This window comes from Mycobacterium sp. OTB74, from assembly GCF_029892685.1.
In the GTDB taxonomy this organism is placed as follows: Bacteria; Actinomycetota; Actinomycetes; order Mycobacteriales; family Mycobacteriaceae; genus Mycobacterium.
The window spans coordinates 216,174-237,251 of record NZ_JARXVD010000003.1 but is presented as its reverse complement, the minus strand read 5'-3'; the positions used below and the strand labels follow the sequence as shown (position 1 = coordinate 237,251).

Below are 21,078 nucleotides of genomic sequence, written 5' to 3'. Positions count from 1 at the left end.
CCTCTGCCAATGAGCGGCCGGCGTTGTCGACGCGCGTGTGCCGGCACCTCGAGTCCAGACCCGTCAACCTACAATGACCATGTCAACTCAAGTTGGCAGGCCCAAATCGCAAGTGCCCCAAGAGAGCCGACAAGCCCAGGGGCCGTGCCCGACTACAGCCAGGTGTCCTCGGTGGTCGTGGTCAGAAAGGCGTCAAGATCATCGCGCCACTGCGCCGGGGTGTTCTTGTCCGGTTCAATGCCCGTGTACTCACCGCGGTAGAAGAGCAGAGGGCGAGGCTTGATGGCCTGCGGCTCCGACATGGACCGCACCCCACCGAAAACCACGAAGTGATCACCGCCGTCGTGGACGGAGTGCACCGTGCAATCGATGTGCGCCAGCACCCCGTCGATCACCGGTGAGCCGAGTTCTGAAGGGCTCCAATCGATCCCGGCGAACTTGTCTTCGGCTCTGGAACCGAACTGCGCCGAGACATGCTGCTGGTTCTCGTGCAGCATATTGACGCAGAACTTGCCGCTGGCCTCGATGGCTTTCCAGGCCCGGGACTGCTTGGTGGGGCAGAACAGCACCAGCGGCGGGTCCAGCGACAGCGCCGCGAACGACTGACAGGCGAAGCCTATCGGCGCGTCGTCATGCACCGTGGTGATGACGGTGATGCCGGTGCAGAACTGCCCCAGCACATTTCGGAATGTACGCGGGTCGATGTGCGGGGTATTGGTCACCGCCGGCTCCTCACCCGAACGAGGTTACTTGAACCCGACGCTGAAGTCGTGGCCCCAGAGGCTGACCCCGACGCTCTCGCGTGCGATCCAGCTCTCGTCCTCGACTTCCAATCCCTCACAACCGAATTCCATGTCGAACCCGCCCGGGGTCTTCATGTAGAAGGACAGCATCTTGTCGTTGATGTGCCGGCCAAGGGTCGCCGACATCTTGACATTCCGGCGGTTGGCGCGGTCCAAGCAGAGGCCGACGTCATCGGAGTTCTCCACCTCGACCATCAGGTGCACAATGCCGGTCGGGTTGGGCATCGGCATGAACGCCAGCGCGTGGTGCCGCGGGTTGCAGCCGTAGAAACGCAGCCACACCGGATCGCCGTCGGACGGACGACCCGCGATCTGCGGAGGCAGCCGCATCGAGTCGCGCAACCGGAAGCCCAGCACATCCTGGTAAAAGGCTTGTGCCGCAGCATCATCGTCGCAAGTGAGGACGACATGACCGAGGCCTTGTTCCGCGGTGACGAACTTGTGGCCGTACGGGCTGACGAACCGGCGGCCCAGGTACTGCGCACCGTAGAACGCCTCAAGAACGTTGCCGGCCGGATCGGAGAAGCGGATCAGCCCCTCGACCCGACGCTCGGCAAGCTCGTCCCGGGTGCCTTCGGTAAAGTCGACGCCGGCCTTGGCCAGGTTCTCCCGCAAGGCCTGCAGCGCCGGAGCGTCGGCGACCTCCCAGCCGGACACCAGCAGCCGGTCCTGCTCGCCGGGAACGATCACCAGACGCGCGGCGAAATCATCCATCCGCAGGTAGAGAGCGTCTGGGATGGAACCCTCGCCCTCCACCATTCCGAGCACCTTGAGCCCGAATTGGCGCCACGCCGCCACGTCGGTGGCCTCGATGCGCATGTAGCCGAGCGCCTTGATGATCATTCGTCGTCTCCCAGCAAGTCAGTGGTCAGCGTGTTGAAGTGAATCAGACCATCGTGTCTGCCGGAGGCAAACCGAACTCGTTGTTTCCGAAGATCAGGTATGCGCGCTCAGGCTCGTTGGCTGCGTGCACCCGGCCGGCGTGGGCGTCACGCCAGAACCGCTGCAGCGGAGTCCCATTCGCCAGCGCGGTGGCACCAGCGGCCTCGAACAGCCGGTCGATCGAAGCGATGGCACGACCGGTGGCACGCACCTGGTCACGACGGGCACGAGCGCGCAGCTCGAACGGAATCTCCTTGCCGGCCACCAGAAGTGCGTACTCGTCACCGACATTGCCGATCAGCTGGCGCCAGGCGGCGTCGATATCGCTGGCGGCCTCGGCGATGCGGACCTTGGCGAACGGGTCGTCCTTGGCCTTCTCGCCGGCGAACGCCGCACGCACCCGCTTGCCCTGGTGCTCGACGTGCGCCTCGTAGGCGCCGTAAGCCATGCCCACGATCGGAGCCGAGATGGTGGTGGGATGCACTGTGCCCCAAGGCATCTTGTACACCGGAGCGGTGTTGTTCTGGTAGCCGCCGGCGGTGCCGTCGTTCATGGACTTGTAGGACAGGAAGCGGTGCCGGGGCACGAAGACGTCCTTGACCACGACGGTGTTGCTGCCGGTGCCACGCAGGCCGACCACGTGCCAGACGTCGTCGATGGTGTATTCGGTGCGCGGGATCAGGAAGCTGCCGAAGTCGACCGGGCGGCCGTCCTTGATCACCGGGCCACCGAGGAACGCCCACGTGGCGTGCTCGGAACCGGATGACCAGTTCCAGGCGCCGTTGACGATGTAGCCGTCGCCGGTCTCCGTGACCACGCCGGCGCCCATCGGGGCGTAGGACGAGGAGATCCGCACAGACGAGTCCTCACCCCAGACGTCATCCTGGGCCTGCTGGTCGAACAGCGCCAGGTGCCAGTTGTGCACGCCGATGATCGAAGCGACCCAACCGGTGGAGCCACAGGCGCTGGCGATACGGCGGACCGCTTCGTAGAACACCGTCGGATCGCATTGAAGGCCGCCCCACTGCTCGGGCTGCAACAGCTTGAAGAAGCCGATTTCATTGAGCGCATCGATGGATTCCTGCGGGACCTGGCGCAGATCCTCGGTGGCCTGGGCGCGCTCGCGCAGCGTCGGCAGCAGCTCATCGATACCGGCCAGCACGGCCTGCACGTCGCGTTGTTCAATGGACGTCACGGATTGCCTCCCGAAAGTGGTCGTCTAGACAGAAGATTAGAACACGTTACGATTTGTGTCGAGCAGGGCGTTCCTGCAGCGGCTAGACCAGGCAAAGCAGGTTTTTGTAACATGTTCTAGTTCATGCTTCCGGCCTGGAAAGTAGAAGGGTGTTAGTTGTGACGGACGAGCCGCTGGGCACCCACGTTCTGGAACTTGTGGTGGCCGACGTCATCACCGAAACGGCCGACGCGAAGTCGTTGGTGTTCAAGGCGCCCGACGACGGCAGCGTCTCGCCGGAGCGACTGACGTACTCGCCAGGGCAGTTCCTGACCCTGCGCATCCCCAGTGACCGGACCGGGTCGGTGGCCCGCTGCTACTCGCTGTGCACCTCACCGTTCACCGATGATGCGCTGGCCGTGACGGTCAAGCGCACCGCAGATGGATATGCCTCGAACTGGTTGTGCGACAACGCGCACGCAGGCATGCGGATGCACGTGCTGGCCCCGTCGGGCACGTTCGTACCCAAGAACCTGGACACGGACTTCCTGCTGTTGGGAGCCGGCAGCGGCATCACCCCGATGATGGCCATCTGCAAGTCCGCGCTCTCGCAGGGCACCGGCAAGGTGACGTTGGTCTATGCCAACCGTGACGAGAAGTCGGTGATCTTCGCCGCGACTCTGCGTGAGCTGACCACCAAGTACCCCGACCGGCTGACGGTGGTGCACTGGCTGGAATCGGTGCAGGGCCTGCCGAACCCGACGGCACTGGCGGCCCTGATCGCGCCGTACGCCGGGCGCGAGGCGTTCATCTGTGGGCCTGGGCCGTTCATGGCCGCAGCCGAGGAGGCGCTGAAGTCGGTCGGCACCCCGGCTGAGCAGGTTCACCTCGAGGTGTTCCAGTCACTGGAATCCGACCCATTCGCGGCCGTCGTCTTGGACGATGATGCAGAAGATGACGATGGCAACGGCCCGGCAACGGCCGTCGTCACGCTCGACGGCGAGACGCATGAACTGCGTTGGCCGCGCAAGGCTGTGTTGCTCGATGTGCTGCTCGACAAGGGATTGGACGCACCGTTCTCCTGCCGCGAGGGGCACTGCGGCGCATGCGCAGTGCTGATGAAGAGCGGTGAGGTCGAGATGACTGTCAACGACGTATTGGAGCCGTCCGACCTGGCAGAGGGCCTGATCCTCGGTTGCCAAGCGGTGCCCAAGACGGATTCCGTCGAAGTCACCTACGACGAATAGCGAACGGATACCTTCTTGTCTGTGAAAGTGCCTGTGTACCGGCTTACTGCTTCGAGCGTGGTGGCTTTGGCCGCGGCTGCCCTGATGTCCCCGGCGACGGCTGCGGCCGCGGCGAATTCGGCCGACACATTCATCCCGGTCGACGAGGGCACCAAGATCCAGATGCATGTCACCGCCAATTGCGCGGGCAGCACGTGCACCTTCAACACCGCAGCCAACCTGGTGACGCCGGACGGCCCGGCCCCGCTGCCACCCGGCACCTGGGCCCGGCAGAACATCACCCTGCGCAGTTCCAATCGCCTTGTATACCAAGATGTCTCGTACAGCGCGCCGTCCGGCGCCCCAGCCATCAACCGCGGTTCGTGGAACGGCCCGGTGAACTCCCGGCAGCTCAAGTCGGAGAACAGCGCACTGGTATCGGTCACTTACAACGCCGGCGGATCGTTCGAGGAGTTTCTGGTCGACGGCACCTCACAACCGCTCGACGTCTCCACCGGACGCCCGAACACCAACGCCAATTTCATTGCGTGCTCGGAAATTCAGGTGGTTTACCCCGGGGTGAACCTGACCACCCCGACAGCCTGCGCGACGACGACGTTCTGAGGCGCTCAGGCTGGCGCCACCAGCTCCGACTCAGAGCCCTCCAAGGCCTCCGCCTGCCGACCCCAACGTCCTGACAGCCAGGCGCAGGTGATGAGCTGAATCTGGTGGAAGATCATCAGCGGCAACACGATCAGGCCCACCGGGTGTCCGGCGAAAAGCACGGTCGCCATCGGCAGGCCGGTCGCCAGGCTCTTCTTGGAGCCGCAGAAGATGATCACGATGCGGTCTGCGCGGTCGAAGCCGAGAACCCGTGCGGCACCGGCAGTCACGCCCAGCACCACCGCCAGCAGGACAACGCTGACCGCGACGACAGCCAGAATGCTGGAGACTTTCATTCCAGTCCAGATGTGTTCGGCCATACCGGCACTGAACGCCGCGTAGACCACCAGGTACACCGAGCCGCGGTCGACGACCTTGGTCAGCGTCGTGTGCGCCAGCACTCCCTGCAGCTTGGACCGCAGCAACTGGCCCGCGATGAATGGCAGTAGCAGCTGCACAACGATTTCCAGGATCGACTTCGCTGAAACCGTTGCGCCACCACTAGTTTGCATCAACAACGTCACCAACAACGGGGTGACGAAGATGCCGAGCATATTTGATGCCGACGCACTGACCACCGCGGCCGCGACATTGCCCCGAGCGATCGAGGTAAAGGCGATCGACGACTGCACGGTGGACGGCAGCAGGCACAGGTACAACATGCCGGTGTAGAGGTCGACGGTCAGCACCGACGGCACCAGCACTTTCATAGCCAGGCCGAGCAGCGGGAACAGGACGTACGTCGCAGCCAGCACGGTCGTGTGCAGTCTCCAGTGCTTCAGACCTTCGAGCGCCTCACGCGGTTCGAGCCGAGTGCCGTACAGCAGGAACAGCACAGCGATCGCGATCTTGGTGGCCGTCTCCACCATCTGACCTGCCTCGCCAGGGGCCGGAAGGAATACTCCGATCGCCATCACAACGAACAATCCCAGCAGGAATCCGTCGATACGAAGTTTGGCGAGGAGGTTCACCGTACGACCGTACTGCTATGACTACTCATAACGGAAGTTGATGTATTCGATATCTATAAACGATTATCATGATGAATATGCTGGACCCGGAACTGCTGCGAACCTTCCTGACGGTCGATCGGGCCGGCGGGTTCACCGCAGCCGGCCGCCTGCTCGGGCTGCGGCAGTCGACGGTCAGCGGGCACATCGCCCGTCTGGAGCAAGCCGTCGGACGCGAGCTGTTCAGGCGCGATACCCGCAACCTCGCGCTGACCGCCGACGGCGCGGCGATGGTCGGCTTTGCGCACAACATTCTGGACGCCCAGGCCCAAGCCGACCGCTACTTCTCCGACTCTCATGTCACTGGGCTGATCCGGCTCGGCGCCTCCGACGATCTGGTCAGCCGGATGCTGTCCGACGTGCTGGTGGAGTTCCGGCGGTCCTACCCCGGCGTCGACCTGGAGCTGGTTGTCGGACTCAGCGAAAACCTCAAAACCCGAATGGCTGCAGGCGAATTGGACCTCATGGTGGCCAAACGACTGCCCGGCGAACAGCACGGCGAACTGCTGTGGCGGGACCGTCTGGTGTGGGCCGGGCGCCCCGGACTCACCGACATCGCCGACCCGGTGCCGATCGTCACCTATCCCCCGCCAAGCCTGACTCGACACGTTGCTCTCCGCGAGTTGGAACGTGAGCACCGCACCTGGCGGATCGTCTGCGTCAGCGACAGCCTGCTCGGCCTGCGGGCTGCGGCGCTGGCCGGACTGGGCATCATCACACACTCGGAAACTCTTCTGCCCCAAGGCATTCAGCCAGTGGCCGACGACCGGCTGCCCGACCTGGGGCATCTGGAGTTCGTGCTGCTGCATAGGCGCAGCACACCGTCGGAAGCCGAGATCGCATTGCGCGACGCGATCATCGCCGGTTCAGACCGGATGCGGCGCTGATTACGAAGGGGCCACGCACACCGACTATCGGCGTGCCTTCCGTCTTGTGGCACACGCGATTTGGACTGGTCAACTTTCCTTGACGCGTAAAAGAAAGTTGACCAGTCCGAACGAGAGTTATCCAGCAGAGCGCCGCGGTAAGTGCCCGTTCTAACGCGGCAGCCCCAACAGCCGCTCGCCGGCGACTGTCAACAGAATCTGTTCGGTTCCACCGGCGATCGACAAGCACCGGCTGTTCAGCCAGTACCGCACGTCCGGCGAATCCTCGATACCCGCACCGTCGTAGGAGTCCATGATGATCTCGGCCAGCGCCTGCCGGTAGCGCACACCGATCAGCTTGCGCACGCTGGACGGCGCGCCCGGATCATGCCCACCGACAGCCAACTGTGCGATCAGCTGATCCAGCAACGAGCCCACCTGAGCCGCAATGATCAGTGCGCCAAGGCGTTCCGACTCAGCGGCATCCAGCTCGCGGTCGCCGATCACATCGAGCAGGTGCTCCATACCCTTGTCCAGTGCACCACCGGCTGCCATCGCGACGCGCTCGTTGGCCAGAGTGGTGCGGGCCAACGGCCAGCCACCGTCCACTGGGCCGATGACGCAGTCGTCCGGCACGAACAGGTCGTCCATGAAGACCTCGTTGAACAGCGCCTCACCGGTGATCTCACGCAGCGGCCGGATGTCGATACCAGGTGAGCTCATGTCGATCACGAAGTAGGTGATGCCCTTGTGCTTCGGCACGTCCGGGTTGGTCCGGGCCAGGCAGATACCCCAGTTGGCGCGGTGGGCATTGGAACTCCACACCTTCTGGCCGGTCAGCTTCCAACCCGTCTGCCCATCGCTCCTCTCGTCCGCAGCGACACGAACCGCCTTGGTACGCAACGCCGCGAGGTCCGATCCGGCGCCCGGCTCACTGAACAGCTGGCACCAGAACACCTCGCCGGTGAGGGTGCCGGGGATGAAACGCTCGATCTGCTCGGGGGTACCGGCCTGCAGGATGGTCGGCGCGGCCCACCAACCGATCGAAATATCCGGGCGCACAACGCCTGCCTTGCCCAGCTCCGAGTCGATCACCAGTTGCTCACCCGGCGAAGCGGCACGACCGAACGGAGTGGGCCAGTGCGGCGCCATGATTCCAGCCTTGGCCATCGCGGCCTGGCGCTGTTCGGTTGGCAGCGCGGCAATTTCGGCGACTGCGGCGGCGATCTCGGGCCGCATCCCTTCAGCGTCACCGGTGTCGACGTGCAGCTGGCGACGCACGCCGGAGCGGGTCAGCGACGCCACCCGACGCAACCAGTTGCCGCGTCCCCCGAGAATCTGAGCGATCGAATACGCGCGCCGGAGGTACAGGTGTGCGTCGTGCTCCCAGGTGAAACCGATACCGCCGAGCACCTGAATGCATTCGCGCCCATTGAGTTTCGCGGCGTCGATGCCAGCCGCGGCGGCCACCGCAGCGGCGATGGAGAGCTGCTCGGCATCGTCGTCGCCCGCGGCCTCGGCGACGTCGGACGCCGCCACCGCGATCTGCTGCGAGCGCAGCAGCATCTCCGAGCACATGTGCTTGACGGCCTGGAAGCTGCCGATCGGCTTGCCGAACTGCTCACGCACCTTGGCGTATTCGGCGGCTGTCTCCAGCTGCCAACGGGCCAGACCCGCGGCCTCGGCGGCCAGAACCGTCACTGCCAGGTCGACGACCTTCTGATACGGCAGCTCAATCGCCTTGGCTGGCGCGCCATTCAGCTCCACGCTGGCCAGTGGACGCGAGAAGTCAGTGGCGACCAGCGGTGTCACCGTGACGCCGGCGGCCGTTGCGTCGACCAGCAACCAGGTGTCCCCGGCCGGAAGCAGCAGCAGGCCGTCGGGCAGCGCGCCCAGCACGAACTTGGCGGTACCGGTCGCGGACTGCCCGTCGAAGGTGATGTCGGAGCTCATCGCCAGACCGGCAGTACGCTGCCCGGAGGCCAGTGCTTCGAGCAGTTCGGCATCGGTGAGGACCAGGGTGGCCAAAGCAGTGGTGGCCACCGGTCCGGGTACCAGCGCGGCGGCGGCCTCGTCGACCATCACGCACAGGTCCGCGATCGTCGCGCCCGCGCCGCCGAGGTCCTCCGGGACCGCGACGCCGAAGGTCCCTAGTTCGACGAGCCCGTCGTACGGGGCACGCCAGGCCTCGAGGCTGCCTTCCTCGATTGCGCGCACCGCGGCGATCGAACCAGAGGCGACGGCCCAGCTACGGACCATTTCACGGACAGCCGACCGCTCGGAGTCGACGGTTGTGGACGCTACAGACACCAGGCACTCCTAGCCTTCGGGCGAGAACAACGTGCTTCTCACTAGAACGTGTTCTAATGGTGACAGCGTTCGAACGTCAAGTCGACCGTCATCACACCAGGACACGCGGGTGTCCCGAGCGTCTGGAGGTGGGACATTACCGAGCTGTTTGCGTATCGTTTTCACCCACCGCGCTACACAAAGGAGCTGCTCGCCGCATGTCGACGCCAGCAAATCCCGGGTCCGATTCCGATTCTCGCCCCCGTGAGGTGATGACCGTGGCCGTACTTGCCGAGTCCGAACTGGGCTCAGAAGCTCAACGCGAGCGCCGTAAGCGCATCCTGGACGCTACCTTGGCCATCGCCTCGAAAGGCGGCTACGAGGCCGTCCAGATGCGAGCGGTCGCCGAGCGCGCCGATGTCGCCGTAGGCACCCTGTACCGGTACTTCCCGTCCAAGGTGCACCTACTGGTGTCGGCGCTGGGGCGCGAGTTCGAGCGGATCGAGGCCAAGACCGATCGGACCGCGATATCCGGTGGCACCCCATACCAGCGCCTGAATGCCATGGTGAGCAAGCTGAACCGCTCCATGCAGCGCAACCCGCTGCTGACCGAGGCCATGACCCGCGCGTTCGTCTTCGCCGACGCGTCGGCCGCCGGTGAGGTCGACCACGTCGGAAAGCTGATGGACTCGATGTTCGCCCGCGCCATGAGCGATGGCGAGCCGACCGAGGATCAGTACCACATTGCACGCGTCATCTCCGATGTGTGGCTGTCCAATCTGCTGGCCTGGCTGACCCGCCGGGCGTCGGCCACCGACGTCAGCAAGCGGCTGGAGCTGGCGGTGCGTCTGCTGATCGGCGAGGACGAGCAGCCTAATATCTGACCGGTGCTCCCGGCAGACCTCACCGCGGCTCTGAACACCGTCGCGGACACCGATCAACTTCTCGTGACGTCGGATTTCGACGGCACGCTGTCGCCTATCGTCAACAACCCTCTCGATGCCCGCCCGCTGCCTTCGGGGGCTGCCGCGCTGGTGGCGTTGGCAGACCTGAAGGCCACGGAGGTTGCGTTGATCTCCGGGCGCGCGCTGGCCGTCTTGCGGGAGATTTCCGGCATGCCGGCATCGGTCCATCTGGTCGGCAGTCACGGCGCTGAGTTCGACTCCGGCTTTTCACAACCCGTCGATACCGTGCTGCTGGGCCGAATCATCGCCGTACTCAACGGAATTGCTGCGCAGCATCCGGGAGTCGCGGTGGAGACCAAGCCGGCCAGTGTGGCCCTGCACGTGCGTAATGCGTCATCCGACGACGCCGCCGCGGCGCTGGCCGCGGCCTATCGCGCAGCTGACGAGTGGGATGCCGAAATCACCACGGGCAAGGCAGTTCTGGAGTTTGCGGTGATCTCTACCGACAAGGGGTCGGCCATCGATGTGTTGCGTGAGCGCGGTGCCGCGACCGCGGTGGTGTATCTCGGAGACGACGTCACCGACGAGAAAGCGTTCCTACGACTGCGAAATGGCGATGTCGGAGTGAAGGTCGGCCCTGGCCTGACCGCCGCGCAGTATCGCCTCGACTCCCCTGACGACGTCGCCGAGGCGTTGAACTATCTGGCGCAGCGCCGGGCACGTTAAGCAGCAGATCACGCGGGTGGACCCGCGGTGCGGCCGCGGTGCAGTCGGGTGTCCAGGACCTCGACAGCCGGGATGCCGGAGCGGGGCGGGTTGTTGACCAGATAACCGGCTCGTCGTCCTTTCTCAAGGCTGGGCTGGATCACCGTGGTCAGCCCGCGGGCCAGTGCGTCTGGCACCCCGTCGAATCCGGTGACCGTCATCTGGCCAGGCACATAGATGCCACGCGAGCGCAGGTGGTCCATCGCCGACAGTGCCAACACGTCTGCGGTACACATCAGGGCAGTGATCCGCGAATTGGCTTGCAGTGCAATCTCAGCTGCCGCACCACCCGAAGTCGCCAGGTGCTCATGGGTTTCCACCACGGTCAGCGAATCCGGGTTCAATCCACCATCTTTCATCGCGTCGCACACACCCAAGATGCGCTCGTGCTGCACATGGAAGTTCGGCGAGACGAGGCGCTGCTGGTCCACCACCGCCGACCTCGCGTCACCATGCGGCCAGTCGCGTCCGAGCCGCATGGTCAGCAGACCGATCTCGCGATGGCCAAGGCCGACAACGTATTCGGCAAGCTCTTGCATGGCGGCCCGGTCGTCGATACAGACGCGAGAGGCGCCGGGAAGGTCCTTCGGCTGATCGACGACCACCATCGGCAGCGCGCGTTGCTGCACCACCGCCAGATACGGATCGTCGTCGGAGGCTGCGTAGATCACGAACCCGTCGACCGCAGCAGACAGCACCGCGGCGATCCCGTCGTCCATCGACCGGTTCGGTCCGGCCGCCACCAGCAGCAGCCCCTGTCCCGCGTCCTCACACGATTCGGCAAGTCCGGCAACGAAATCCAGTGCCGCTGGGTCGCGGAACGAGTAGTTCAGCGCTTCGGTGATCATCAACCCGGCAGCCCCGGCCTTGCGAGTGCGCAGTGAGCGTGCCACCGGGTCCGGCCCGGGGTAGCCCATCTCCTTAGCCGCGGCCAGCACCTTGTCCCGCAGATCGGCGGACAACTGGTCGGGCCTGTTGTAGGCGTTGGAGATGGTGGTGCGGGAGACCTTGAGCTCGGCGGCCAATGAAGCCAGAGTGGCCCGACGCCGCGGCGTAGGACTCCTGGACATGCTCTGTGACGGTAGCCGATATCGGATTAGCGCTGATGGGTTCGGTGCACTAATGTTATTGCAAACGATTTTCATTAGTAATAAGGCTCACAGGAGACGACCATGAAATGGACCACCGCGGCCGTGCTGACCATTGCCGCCGTGCTGACCGCCTCCGCGTGCGGCTCGCATGACCAGTCCGGCACAGGTACCAAGGTCGTCGCCACCACCAGCGTGTGGGGCAGTGTCGCCTCCGCCGTCGCCGGCCAGCACGCCGACGTCAAGGCCATCCTCACCAGCCCGGTCGACGACCCGCACTCCTACGAGGCCACCCCGGCCGACGCCGCAGCCATCGCCGACGCCGCCCTGGTCATCTACAACGGCGGTGGCTACGACCATTGGGCCGACGATGTCCTGGCCGGACACAAGGACGTCACCACGGTGAACGCCTACTCCCTGCTGCCACCCCGCCCGGCCGGCGCGCCAGAGGCCAACGAGCACGTCTTCTATGACATGGCCACCACCAAGGCCGTCGCAGGCAAGATCGCCGACCAACTGGCCGCCAAGGATCCCGCCAACGCCGACTCCTACCGGGCCAACGCCGCCGACTTCGGCAAGCAGACCGATGCCATCGCCGATACCGAACGCGCCATCGGCCAGCGTCACCCCGGCGCCGCAATCGTCGCCACCGAGCCCGTCGCACACTACCTACTGGCCACCGCGGGAATCGCCGATAGCACGCCGCACGGTTTCGCCAGCGCAGCCGAGGACGGCCATGACCCGTCGCCGGCCGATCTGGCCGCGGTTCTGGACCTGATCAACGGCCACCATGTCTCAGCCCTGGTGGTCAACAAGCAGACCGAAACCCCCGTCACCAAGCAGCTACGTGAGGCCGCCGCCAAGGCTGCCCTGCCGATCGTGGAGGTCACCGAGACCCTGCCCGCCGGCCAGGACTACCTGACCTGGCAGCGGCAGACTGCCGAGGCGTTGGGCCACCAGTTGGATGGCGTCCCGGCCGCACCCCGATAATCATTAGTCGTGCGTCCAGATTCAACCGCGACCGCGATCGCGGAACTGACCGGCGCGCGGCTGGCATTCGGCGACCGCGTGCTGTGGGACAGGCTGGACCTGACTGTGCGCCGCGGTGAATTCATCGCCGTGCTCGGCCCCAATGGAACCGGTAAGACCTCACTGCTGAAGGTATTGCTGCGCCAGCAGCCACTGACTGCCGGCAGGATGACCACCACCGGTGCTATCGGCTATGTGCCACAACACCGTTCGCTGGATACCGGGCTGACGCTCCGCGGCCGGGACCTGGTCGGTCTCGGCTTCGACGGGCACCGGTGGGGTTTCGCCGGCCCACGCCAACGGGCCGCCCGGCGTGCTGTGGTGGCTCAGGCACTCGGCCAGGTCGACGGATCGGGGCTGGCCGACGTGCCGGTCTCGGTGATGTCCGGCGGCGAGTTGCAGCGGGTGCGGATCGCCCAAGCCCTGGCCTCCGACCCGACCCTGCTGCTGTGCGACGAGCCGCTGCTGAACCTCGACCCCGCCAACGCGCAACGAGTCTCCGCACTGATCGACCAGCGCCGCAAGGACACCGGCACCGCGGTGCTGTTCGTCACCCACGAGGTCAATCCGGTGCTGCCATATGTGGACCGGGTCCTGTACCTGGTCGACGGGCGGTTCCGGATCGGCGCGGTCGATGAGGTGATGACGTCGGAGACGCTGTCCGAGTTGTACCGCGCCGACATTCAGGTGGCCCGCGTCGGCGGCCAGTATGTGGTGGTCGGTGAGCACGGCACGGCCGTGGACAACTCCGAGCACGCGAGCGGACACAGCCATGACTAGGTACTCGGCCACCGCGTTCTTCGACCCCACCCTGACAGCGGACCTGTTAGGCCGCGACTTCGTCCAGCAGGCGGTTCTGGCCGCAGCTCTGCTCGCGGTGCTGGGCGGGCTGATCGGACCGTTCATCGTGATGCGGCAGATGTCGTTCGCGGTGCACGGCTCCAGTGAGCTGTCGCTGACCGGCGCCTCGTTCGCCCTGCTCACCGGGTTCAACGTCGGCCTCGGTGCCCTCGTCGGAAGTGCCCTGGCGGCAATACTTTTCGGCATCCTCGGACAGCGTTCGCGGGAACGCGACTCGGCGATCGGCGTGGTGCTGGCCTTCGGCCTGGGCCTGGCAGTGCTGTTCATCCATCTCTATCCGGGCCGTACCGGAACCAGTTTCGCGTTGCTCACCGGGCAGATCGTGGGTGTCGGATATTCCGGCCTGACGCTGCTCGCGGTGGTCACCGTGGCGGTCGTCGCGATCCTCGCGGCTTGCTACCGCCCGTTGCTGTTCTCCACCGCGGACCCGGAAGTGGCGGGCGCACACCGAGTTCCGGTACGTGCGCTGGGAATCGTGTTCGCCGCGCTGGTAGGTGTCGCGGCCGCCCAGGGCGTGCAGATCGTCGGTGCCCTGTTGGTGATGTCCCTGCTGATCACGCCAGCCGCGGCAGCCTCACGGGTGTTCAGCTCGCCGGTGACCACACTCGCCGCGTCGGTGGTGTTCGCCGAGATCGCCGCGGTCGGCGGCATCGTGCTGTCGCTGGCGCCCGGCGTGCCGGTGTCGGTGTTCGTGACATCGATATCGTTCGGCATCTACCTGGTGTGCTGGGCCGTCGGGCGTGCGCGAGGGGTCAGTCGCCGGTAGCCACCGGTCGCCCGGGTTCGTTGCTCCATTGCGACCACGAACCGGGGAACATCGCGACGTCCGTACCGGCAGCGGCCAGCGCGGCCACCGCCACCGAGGCTGTCACCCCGGAACCGCAGTACACCCCCCGCACTCCTGCAGCGTCGAGATCGTCGCGCACTGTTCCGTCGGCTGTCAGCAGGCTGGTGCTCGGCACATTCACCGCACCTGGGATGTGCCCGGCCACCGGATCCATCGGCTCGGTGTCGCCGCGAAAACGTTCCGGCGCCCGCACGTCAGCAAGGCCCGCGCCCAGCGCTGCGGCATCGTCGGCGGTCAGCGTCGCCATGGCACCGTGGTAGAGATCGTCGTGCCGGACGATCACATCGCCGGGTTCGGGGTGCACCTCGCCACGGTCCAACGGTCCGCCGTCGGCCTTCCACGTTGACAGTCCACCGTCCAGAATGCGGACATCGTCGATGCCCGCGGCCCGCAACACCCACCAGGCCCTCGCCGAGCCGGCCAGGTTCCAATCGTCGTAGACCACTGTTGGCACGTTCGCTCGCACTCCCCAGCGCCGTGCCGCGGCCTGCAGCGCGCTGCCCGAGGGCAGTGGATGCCGGCCCCTTCCGGTGACCGCATGATCCGACAGCTCGTCGTCGAGCGATACGTACACCGCATCGGGAATGTGTCCGGCCTGGTAGTCATCCCGGCCGTCGGGCTTGGCCAGTTGCCAGCGGACGTCCAGCAGAGTCACGGGACCGGCAGCGATCAGCTGTGCCAGGCTGAAAGCGGTGATCAGGATGTCGTCGCGAGTAGCCATTCTTGAAGCCTAGGCTGGCTGCCATGGCGGCGGTGGAGCGAAGCGACGGGAAAAACAGCACGGTCGACCTCAATGCGGATCTGGGTGAAGGCTTTGGGGTGTGGCGCCTCGGCGATGACGAGGCAATGCTCGATCTGGTCACCAGCGCCAACATCGCCTGCGGGTTTCACGCGGGCGACCCCGCCGGGCTGTTGCGGGTCTGCCGGGCCGCTGCCGAGAGAGGCGTGCGCATCGGTGCCCAGGTGGGCTATCGCGACCTCGCCGGCTTCGGCCGCCGCTACATCGAGGTCAGCCCTGAGGACCTGACGGCCGATGTCATCTACCAGATCGGTGCCCTGCAAGCTCTGGCGCACGCGGCCGGCACAGTGGTCAGTTACGTCAAACCCCATGGCGCCCTGTACAACACCATCGTGACCGACCACGCGCAGGCCGGAGCCGTCGCACGGGCCGTCCACGCCGTGGACCCGACGCTGCCGGTTCTCGGGCTGTCGCGGTCTTCCTTCTTCGCGGTCGCCGGCGAGCTTGGATTGCGCACAGTGCCAGAGGCTTTCGCCGACCGCTCATACCGCCCGGACGGCCAATTGGTGCCCCGCAACCAACGCAACGCCGTGCTGCACAACGTGACATCGATCGCCGACCGAGTGGCCTCCATGGTGACGGCAGGCCGAGTAGGAGCGGTCGACGGCTCGAACATCAAGATCACCGTGGAATCGGTGTGTGTACACGGTGATTCGCCAGGCGCGGTGAATATCGCCCGCGCGGTACGCGAGCGACTGGATGCCGAGAATGTGCAGATCAAGGCCTTCATCTGATGCGACTCAAACCCGGCCGGCCCGATCTGTCGACGTACGCAACCTATTTCGATGTACCCGACGCTCAGTCGCAGTCACCACTGACCGTCACCTGGGCCGGAGTCACCACCATCCTGCTCGACGACGGCGCCAGCGCCCTGATGACCGACGGGTTCTTCTCCCGCCCGAGCCTGCTGACGGTGGGCCTGGGCAAGCTGTCGCCGTCACTACCTCGCATCGACGGGTGCCTGCACCGCCTGGGCGTCGACCGCCTGGACGCGGTGCTGCCGGTGCACACCCATTACGACCATGCGATGGACTCGGCCGCGGTGGCCGCACGCACCGGCGCGCGGTTGGTTGGCGGCGCTTCTGCTGCGCATATCGGACGTGGTGGCGGACTGACCGAGGACCAGGTGCTGATTGCGACGCCCGGATCGGCAATCGCTCTGGGCGCCTTCGAGGTAACGCTGTTCGCCGGGCACCACTGCCCGCCGGACCGCTTTCCCGGGACCATCACCGCGCCGGTGACACCACCCGTGCGGGCGTCGGCCTACAAATGCGGCGAAGCCTGGTCAACGCTGATCCGACACCGCCCGACCGACCGCGGCCTGCTGGCTGTTGGCAGCGCCGGCTTCATTCCCGGCGCCCTGGCCGGCCACCGCGCCGAAGTCGTGTACCTCGGAGTCGGACAACTCGGCCTGCAACCCGAGCAATATCTGGTCGACTATTGGAACGAGACAGTCCGCACCGTCGGCGCCCGCCGCGTGGTGCTGACCCACTGGGATGATTTCTTCAGGCCGCTGGACCAGCCATTGCGCGCGCTGCCCTACGCCGGTGACGACCTGGATGTATCGATGCGGGTATTGAAGGCCCTGGCCGCTGAAGATGCTGTGCCACTGCATCTTCCGACCCTCTGGCAGCGCGCCGATCCCTGGCTGTGACGACCGCCCTACACGAGATCAACCGACTGCTTCCGGTCGTCGGGTTCCTGGCTGCTGTGCTGGTGTTGGCCAAGCTGTGCGACGACGAAGGCCTGTTCCATGCCGCCGGGGTCTACATGGCCCGGCACAGTCGCGACGCAGGGCATTGCGTGGCCCGGCGCTTGTTGACCACAGTGTTCGTCATCGCCGCGGCGACGACCGCGGTGCTGAGTCTGGATGCCACGGTCGTGCTGCTGACGCCCGTTGTGCTGGCCACCGCAGGCACGTTGGGCGTGCCGCCGCGCCCTCACGCGTATGCCTCTGCGCATCTGGCCAACACAGCCTCACTGCTGCTCCCGGTGTCGAATTTGACCAATCTGCTGGCCTTTTCGGCGGCAGGCCTGAGTTTCACCCGATTCACCGCGGCGATGACGTTGCCGTGGCTACTGGCGGTCGGCGCCGAGTATGTGTTGCTGCGCTGGGCTTTTCGACGTGAACTGCACCCGACGCCAGAGCCGCCGGAAACCCCTCCGCCACCGGAGATACCGGTGTTCGTGCTCGTCGTGCTGGTGATGACGTTGATCGGTTTCGGGGTGACCTCGCTGCTGGGTCTGGCACCTGCCTGGGCGGCATTCGCGGGCGCTGCGGTTCTTGCGGTGCGCGCGGTGGCCCGTGGTCATGAGACGGTCTTGGGCATCGTGCGGGCGGCCAACGTTCCGTTTGTGGCGTTCGTGCTGGCGCTCGGTGTGCTGGTGGCGGTCATATTGCATCTTGGTCTGGGCGACCTTTTGGCGCAGTTGCTACCCCGCGGCACGTCGCTGCCCGCGTTGCTGGGTGTCGCTGCGGTGGCCGCCCTTCTGTCCAATGTGATCAACAATCTGCCTGCGGTCCTGGTGCTGCTGCCAGTGGTTGCACCTTGGGGTCCGCTTGCAGTTCTGGCTGTACTCATCGGCGTGAACATTGGCCCCAACCTGACCTACCTGGGTTCGTTGTCGAACCTGTTGTGGCGCAGGGTCGTCCGCGGCTCCCTGGAGGCACCAGCAGGTGAGTTCACCCGGATCGGATTACTGACGACGCCGCCGACGCTGGCTATCGCAGTGCTCGGATTATGGCTGGGCGCTTCGCTTCTGGGCCTGCAGTGAGTCGGCTAGCCCGCGTCGGGATCGATCAAAGCGCGTAGTGCTGGGCTCGCCATCCGCACCAGATCATCCTGATGGAGATGGGCCAGTCCGAGTGTCGCGAGCATGGTCACTACGGTCGCTCCACGGCCGAGGAGCTTGCGGAGCGTATCGACCAACCACATCTCTGAGACAGGAGACGACCGATGGTTTCACCACCACCAATTGCGGTGCGCGTGCTATCCCTGGTGTCGGCTCGGCACAGAAGTCTTGGCACTCAATGCGTTCGTGTGCCTCATACTCATCCACATCAGAACCTATGAGGGAGAAGACACCACATGGCTGACAACTGGAATGAAAAAATCATCGCCGAATTCCGCGTCAACGGCGGCAAGGTCGGTGGCCCCTTCGAGGGCATGCCGCTACTGCTCCTGCACACCGTCGGTGCCAAGAGCGGCCAGCCGCGAATCAACCCGGTCGGCGCGTTCACCATCGACGGCAAGCTGTATGTCGTGGGATCGTTCGCCGGCGCGGACATCAGCCCGGCCTGGCTGCACAACCTGCGGGCCAACCCCGATGCGCGCATCGAAATCGGCACTGACGCCTACGACGTGACGGCCCGCGAACTGCCCCAGGCGGAACGCGACGCCGTTTACCCCCACATCGTCGAGCGGGCCCCAACGTTCGGTGAGTACCAGAAGAAGACGAACCGGGTCATCCCGGTCGTGGAGTTGCAGCGCCGCTGAAACTCAGCGCCGTTGCCGAGCAACTTCGGCCAGCACGACGCCGGCGGCCACCGACGCATTGAGCGACTCGGTGGGCCCGGCCATCGGGATCGACACGATGTGGTCGCAGTGCTCCCGCACCAAACGAGACAGCCCCTTGCCCTCGGAACCGACCACCACAACCATCGGACCGGAACCGTCGAGCTCGTCGAGCGTGGTGTCGCCGCCGGCATCCAAGCCGACGACCAACAACCCCGCGTCGGCCCAATCCTTCAATGTCCGATTGAGATTCGTCGCGCGGGCCACGGCCAGCCGGGCCGCCGCACCAGCGCTGGTACGCCACGCGACCGCAGTGACCGACGCCGAACGACGTTGCGGAATAACCACGCCGTGCCCACCGAACGCAGATACCGAACGCACAATGGCGCCCAGATTGCGTGGATCGGAGATGTTGTCCAGCGCCACCAGCAGCGCCGGGGCAGAGTCCGAGGTTGCCGACTTCAGCATGTCGTCGGGATGCGCGTACTGGTAGGGCGGGACCTGCAGGGCAATGCCCTGGTGCATCCCATTGCTGGTGATGCGGTCCAGATCGTGGCGCTGCACCTCCATGATGGCGATGCCGGAATCGGCAGCGCGCGTTACTGATTCGGTGAGCCGCTCGTCAGTGTCGGTGCCCAGCACAACGTAGAGCGCTGTGGCGGGGACCCCGGCCCGCAGACATTCCAGCACCGGGTTACGGCCGACGACAACCTCGACGTCATCGGTCTTTTTGTGCCGTCCCTGAGCTGAGCGGGCCACCTTGGCGGCCTGCTTGTAGGCCTTGTGATTGGGCCGCAGGTGCGCCGGTGGGGTGGCGCCTTTACCTTCCAGGCCGCGACGGCGCTGCCCACCTGAACCGACGGTCGGGCCCTTTTTGGTCCCTGTCTTACGAATTGCACCGCGGCGCTGCGAATTACCGGCCATCGTTAGACCCATCGGTCAGGGCCCACTGCGGGCCATCAGCGGTATCAGTGACCTCGACACCAGCGGCCTTGAGCCGATCGCGGATCGCGTCGGCGGCTGCCCAGTCCCTGTTCTCCCGAGCCTCGGTGCGGCTCTCGAGCGCCCAGTGCGCCAGCGCGTCGACGGCCGCCAATGCGGCAGTGGTCTCGTCGCGTGATGCCCAGCGCTCGTCGAGCGGGTCGCAACCCAGGATCGACATCATGGCCCGAATGGAAGATGCTGCGAGCATCGCCTTCTCGTGATCACCTGCATCGAGCGCGCGGTTTCCGTCGGCGCGGGTGGCGTGCACTTCAGCCAGCGCCATCGGCACCGCCAGGTCGTCATCGAGTGCGGCAGCGAACTTTTCGGTCCAGGTGCCAACCTCAACCGGGCCCACGCGATTGCGTACCCGGTGCAGGAAATCTTCAATCCCGGTGTAGGCCTTGGCTGCGTCCTGCAGCGACGCTTCGGAGAACTCCAGCATTGACCGGTAGTGCGCGCTGCCCAGGTAGTAGCGCAGCTCGGCAGCCCGAACTCTTCGCAGCACAGCGGGGATCGCCAGCACATTGCCCAGCGACTTGCTCATCTTCTCGCCGCCCATGGTCACCCAGCCGTTGTGCAGCCAGTACCGGGCGAATCCGTCGCCGGCGGCGTTGGCCTGGGCGATCTCGTTCTCGTGATGCGGGAAGACCAGATCCATACCGCCGGCGTGGATGTCGAAGTCGCCGCCGAGGTACTCCTCGCACATGGCCACGCATTCGGTGTGCCAGCCCGGTCGGCCTCGACCCCACGGCGTGGGCCAGGATGGCTCGCCCGGCTTGGCGGCCTTCCAGAGGGTGAAGTCGCGCGGATCGCGCTTGCCGGTTGCGACGCCCTCACCTTGGTGCACATCGTCGATGCGGTGCCCGGAAAGCCTGCCGTAGCCGGGCAGGCTCAGAACGTCGAAGTACACGTCGCCGGCCCCGGTGCCACTGCCGACATAGGCGTGCCCGCGGGATATCAGCCGCTCGATCAATTCGATGATCTGAGTGATGTGCCCGGTGGCACGCGGCTCTGCCGACGGCGGCAGCACTCCGAGCGCGTCGTAAGCCGAGGTGAAGGCTCGCTCGTAGGTCGCGGCCCATTCCCACCACGGCCGGCCGGCATCGGCGGCCTTGTTGAGGATTTTGTCGTCGATGTCCGTCACGTTGCGAATGAACGCGACGTCATAGCCTTTCGCGGTCAGCCAGCGCCGGAGCACGTCGAACGCGACGCCACTGCGGACGTGGCCGATGTGCGGCAGGCCCTGCACGGTGGCGCCACACAAGTAGATCGAAACGTGTCCAGGCCGCACCGGGATGAAATCCCGCACGGCACCGGTCATGGTGTCGTAGAGCCGCAGGCTCTCGGTGCGGAGTTCAGTCACGACGAGCCA

General features: G+C 65.6%; 21 protein-coding genes and 1 pseudogene. 12 read left to right on the top strand and 10 right to left on the bottom strand.

Features of this window, described 5'->3' with window-relative positions; all coding sequences use genetic code 11:
- Positions 1-152 precede the first annotated feature (152 nt).
- Genes hsaB through hsaA form a run of 3 tightly spaced genes read right to left on the bottom strand, consistent with a single transcriptional unit; the run spans position 153 to position 2,880 of the window.
- Positions 153-722, bottom strand: coding sequence for a 3-hydroxy-9,10-secoandrosta-1,3,5(10)-triene-9,17-dione monooxygenase reductase subunit (gene hsaB, locus M2432_RS06680; protein ID WP_280825971.1), 570 nt, complete (start codon positions 720-722; stop codon positions 153-155).
- A 24-nt stretch (positions 723-746) separates the two neighbouring features.
- Complete coding sequence (gene hsaC / locus M2432_RS06675) at positions 747-1,646, bottom strand: iron-dependent extradiol dioxygenase HsaC (RefSeq protein WP_280825970.1); 900 nt, start codon at positions 1,644-1,646, stop codon at positions 747-749.
- A gap of 43 nt (positions 1,647-1,689) precedes the next feature.
- On the bottom strand, positions 1,690-2,880 hold the full coding sequence (hsaA, locus tag M2432_RS06670) for a 3-hydroxy-9,10-secoandrosta-1,3,5(10)-triene-9,17-dione monooxygenase oxygenase subunit (RefSeq protein ID WP_280825969.1): 1,191 nt from the start codon (positions 2,878-2,880) through the stop codon (positions 1,690-1,692).
- Between the two features lie 158 nt (positions 2,881-3,038).
- On the opposite strand from hsaA, the gene M2432_RS06665 reads away from it, so the two are divergent.
- A complete protein-coding gene (locus tag M2432_RS06665; RefSeq protein ID WP_280825968.1) occupies positions 3,039-4,106 on the top strand; it encodes a ferredoxin--NADP reductase in 1,068 nt (355 codons plus the stop codon).
- Positions 4,107-4,127: 21 nt separating this feature from the next.
- Entirely contained in the window at positions 4,128-4,709 is a 582-nt protein-coding gene (locus M2432_RS06660) for a hypothetical protein (protein ID WP_348536294.1), read from the top strand.
- A 5-nt stretch (positions 4,710-4,714) separates the two neighbouring features.
- On the opposite strand, the gene M2432_RS06655 is transcribed toward M2432_RS06660, so the two are convergent.
- Complete coding sequence (locus M2432_RS06655) at positions 4,715-5,719, bottom strand: bile acid:sodium symporter family protein (RefSeq protein WP_280825967.1); 1,005 nt, start codon at positions 5,717-5,719, stop codon at positions 4,715-4,717.
- Positions 5,720-5,790: 71 nt separating this feature from the next.
- On the opposite strand from M2432_RS06655, the gene M2432_RS06650 reads away from it, so the two are divergent.
- On the top strand, positions 5,791-6,645 hold the full coding sequence (locus M2432_RS06650) for a LysR family transcriptional regulator (RefSeq protein ID WP_280826177.1): 855 nt from the start codon (positions 5,791-5,793) through the stop codon (positions 6,643-6,645).
- A 150-nt stretch (positions 6,646-6,795) separates the two neighbouring features.
- On the opposite strand, the gene M2432_RS06645 is transcribed toward M2432_RS06650, so the two are convergent.
- Positions 6,796-8,937, bottom strand: a complete 2,142-nt coding sequence (locus tag M2432_RS06645) for an acyl-CoA dehydrogenase (RefSeq protein WP_280826176.1) — start codon at positions 8,935-8,937, stop codon at positions 6,796-6,798.
- Positions 8,938-9,191: 254 nt separating this feature from the next.
- Between M2432_RS06645 and kstR the strand changes: the two genes are divergently transcribed.
- Together kstR and otsB are read left to right on the top strand one after the other, a co-directional pair.
- Positions 9,192-9,797, top strand: a complete 606-nt coding sequence (gene kstR, locus M2432_RS06640) for a cholesterol catabolism transcriptional regulator KstR (RefSeq protein ID WP_280826175.1) — start codon at positions 9,192-9,194, stop codon at positions 9,795-9,797.
- A 3-nt stretch (positions 9,798-9,800) separates the two neighbouring features.
- On the top strand, positions 9,801-10,544 hold the full coding sequence (gene otsB / locus M2432_RS06635; RefSeq protein WP_280825966.1) for a trehalose-phosphatase: 744 nt from the start codon (positions 9,801-9,803) through the stop codon (positions 10,542-10,544).
- 8 nt (positions 10,545-10,552) lie between these two features.
- On the opposite strand, the gene M2432_RS06630 is transcribed toward otsB, so the two are convergent.
- Complete coding sequence (locus M2432_RS06630; RefSeq protein ID WP_280825965.1) at positions 10,553-11,653, bottom strand: substrate-binding domain-containing protein; 1,101 nt, start codon at positions 11,651-11,653, stop codon at positions 10,553-10,555.
- A gap of 102 nt (positions 11,654-11,755) precedes the next feature.
- On the opposite strand from M2432_RS06630, the gene M2432_RS06625 reads away from it, so the two are divergent.
- Genes M2432_RS06625 through M2432_RS06615 form a run of 3 tightly spaced genes read left to right on the top strand, consistent with a single transcriptional unit; the run spans position 11,756 to position 14,327 of the window.
- Positions 11,756-12,661 carry a zinc ABC transporter substrate-binding protein gene (locus tag M2432_RS06625; RefSeq protein ID WP_280825964.1) on the top strand — a complete coding sequence of 302 codons (906 nt, stop codon included), beginning with the start codon at positions 11,756-11,758 and terminating at the stop codon, positions 12,659-12,661.
- 9 nt (positions 12,662-12,670) lie between these two features.
- The gene (locus tag M2432_RS06620) at positions 12,671-13,480 is read left to right on the top strand and encodes a metal ABC transporter ATP-binding protein (protein WP_280825963.1); all 810 of its coding nucleotides are present in this window, start codon (positions 12,671-12,673) and stop codon (positions 13,478-13,480) included.
- Positions 13,473-14,327: a metal ABC transporter permease gene (locus M2432_RS06615; protein WP_280825962.1), complete on the top strand. Its 855-nt coding sequence runs from the start codon at positions 13,473-13,475 to the stop codon at positions 14,325-14,327. The genes M2432_RS06620 and M2432_RS06615 overlap by 8 nt, the downstream gene beginning before the upstream one ends.
- Here the strand turns inward: M2432_RS06615 and M2432_RS06610 are convergent.
- Complete coding sequence (locus M2432_RS06610) at positions 14,314-15,129, bottom strand: sulfurtransferase (protein ID WP_280825961.1); 816 nt, start codon at positions 15,127-15,129, stop codon at positions 14,314-14,316. The two genes, M2432_RS06615 and M2432_RS06610, sit on opposite strands and share 14 nt — an antisense overlap.
- A gap of 23 nt (positions 15,130-15,152) precedes the next feature.
- Here M2432_RS06610 and M2432_RS06605 point away from each other — a divergent pair, with 23 nt between their 5' ends.
- The 3 genes and pseudogenes from M2432_RS06605 to M2432_RS06595 all read left to right on the top strand — a co-directional run.
- A complete protein-coding gene (locus M2432_RS06605; RefSeq protein WP_280825960.1) occupies positions 15,153-15,941 on the top strand; it encodes a 5-oxoprolinase subunit PxpA in 789 nt (262 codons plus the stop codon).
- The gene (locus tag M2432_RS06600) at positions 15,941-16,861 is read left to right on the top strand and encodes an MBL fold metallo-hydrolase (protein WP_280825959.1); all 921 of its coding nucleotides are present in this window, start codon (positions 15,941-15,943) and stop codon (positions 16,859-16,861) included. Before M2432_RS06605 ends, M2432_RS06600 begins: the two co-directional genes overlap by 1 nt.
- Positions 16,852-17,982: pseudogene (locus tag M2432_RS06595) on the top strand (SLC13 family permease); the annotation flags it as partial. The gene M2432_RS06600 and the pseudogene M2432_RS06595, both read left to right, overlap by 10 nt.
- A 5-nt stretch (positions 17,983-17,987) precedes the next feature.
- Here M2432_RS06595 and M2432_RS06590 read toward each other — a convergent pair.
- A complete protein-coding gene (locus tag M2432_RS06590; RefSeq protein WP_280825958.1) occupies positions 17,988-18,143 on the bottom strand; it encodes a hypothetical protein in 156 nt (51 codons plus the stop codon).
- A 153-nt stretch (positions 18,144-18,296) separates the two neighbouring features.
- Here M2432_RS06590 and M2432_RS06585 point away from each other — a divergent pair, with 153 nt between their 5' ends.
- A complete protein-coding gene (locus tag M2432_RS06585) occupies positions 18,297-18,704 on the top strand; it encodes a nitroreductase family deazaflavin-dependent oxidoreductase (RefSeq protein ID WP_280825957.1) in 408 nt (135 codons plus the stop codon).
- 3 nt (positions 18,705-18,707) lie between these two features.
- Here the strand turns inward: M2432_RS06585 and rlmB are convergent, their stop codons facing one another.
- On the bottom strand, positions 18,708-19,646 hold the full coding sequence (gene rlmB, locus M2432_RS06580) for a 23S rRNA (guanosine(2251)-2'-O)-methyltransferase RlmB (protein ID WP_280825956.1): 939 nt from the start codon (positions 19,644-19,646) through the stop codon (positions 18,708-18,710).
- Complete coding sequence (cysS, locus tag M2432_RS06575) at positions 19,636-21,069, bottom strand: cysteine--tRNA ligase (protein ID WP_280825955.1); 1,434 nt, start codon at positions 21,067-21,069, stop codon at positions 19,636-19,638. Before cysS ends, rlmB begins: the two co-directional genes overlap by 11 nt.
- Between the last annotated feature and the right edge of the window lie 9 nt (positions 21,070-21,078).

What these genes read in the sequence shown, in the direction of transcription:
- hsaC (WP_280825970.1), bottom strand. Translation starts at nt 1,646, where the DNA reads ATGATCATCAAGGCGCTCGGCTACATGCGCATCGAGGCCACCGACGTG.
- M2432_RS06650 (WP_280826177.1), top strand. Translation starts at nt 5,791, where the DNA reads ATGAATATGCTGGACCCGGAACTGCTGCGAACCTTCCTGACGGTCGAT.
- M2432_RS06630 (WP_280825965.1), bottom strand. Translation starts at nt 11,653, where the DNA reads ATGTCCAGGAGTCCTACGCCGCGGCGTCGGGCCACTCTGGCTTCATTG.
- M2432_RS06625 (WP_280825964.1), top strand. Translation starts at nt 11,756, where the DNA reads ATGAAATGGACCACCGCGGCCGTGCTGACCATTGCCGCCGTGCTGACC.
- M2432_RS06615 (WP_280825962.1), top strand. Translation starts at nt 13,473, where the DNA reads ATGACTAGGTACTCGGCCACCGCGTTCTTCGACCCCACCCTGACAGCG.
- M2432_RS06610 (WP_280825961.1), bottom strand. Translation starts at nt 15,129, where the DNA reads ATGGCTACTCGCGACGACATCCTGATCACCGCTTTCAGCCTGGCACAG.
- M2432_RS06605 (WP_280825960.1), top strand. Translation starts at nt 15,153, where the DNA reads ATGGCGGCGGTGGAGCGAAGCGACGGGAAAAACAGCACGGTCGACCTC.
- M2432_RS06600 (WP_280825959.1), top strand. Translation starts at nt 15,941, where the DNA reads ATGCGACTCAAACCCGGCCGGCCCGATCTGTCGACGTACGCAACCTAT.
- M2432_RS06590 (WP_280825958.1), bottom strand. Translation starts at nt 18,143, where the DNA reads ATGTGGTTGGTCGATACGCTCCGCAAGCTCCTCGGCCGTGGAGCGACC.
- M2432_RS06585 (WP_280825957.1), top strand. Translation starts at nt 18,297, where the DNA reads ATGGCTGACAACTGGAATGAAAAAATCATCGCCGAATTCCGCGTCAAC.
- rlmB (WP_280825956.1), bottom strand. Translation starts at nt 19,646, where the DNA reads ATGGCCGGTAATTCGCAGCGCCGCGGTGCAATTCGTAAGACAGGGACC.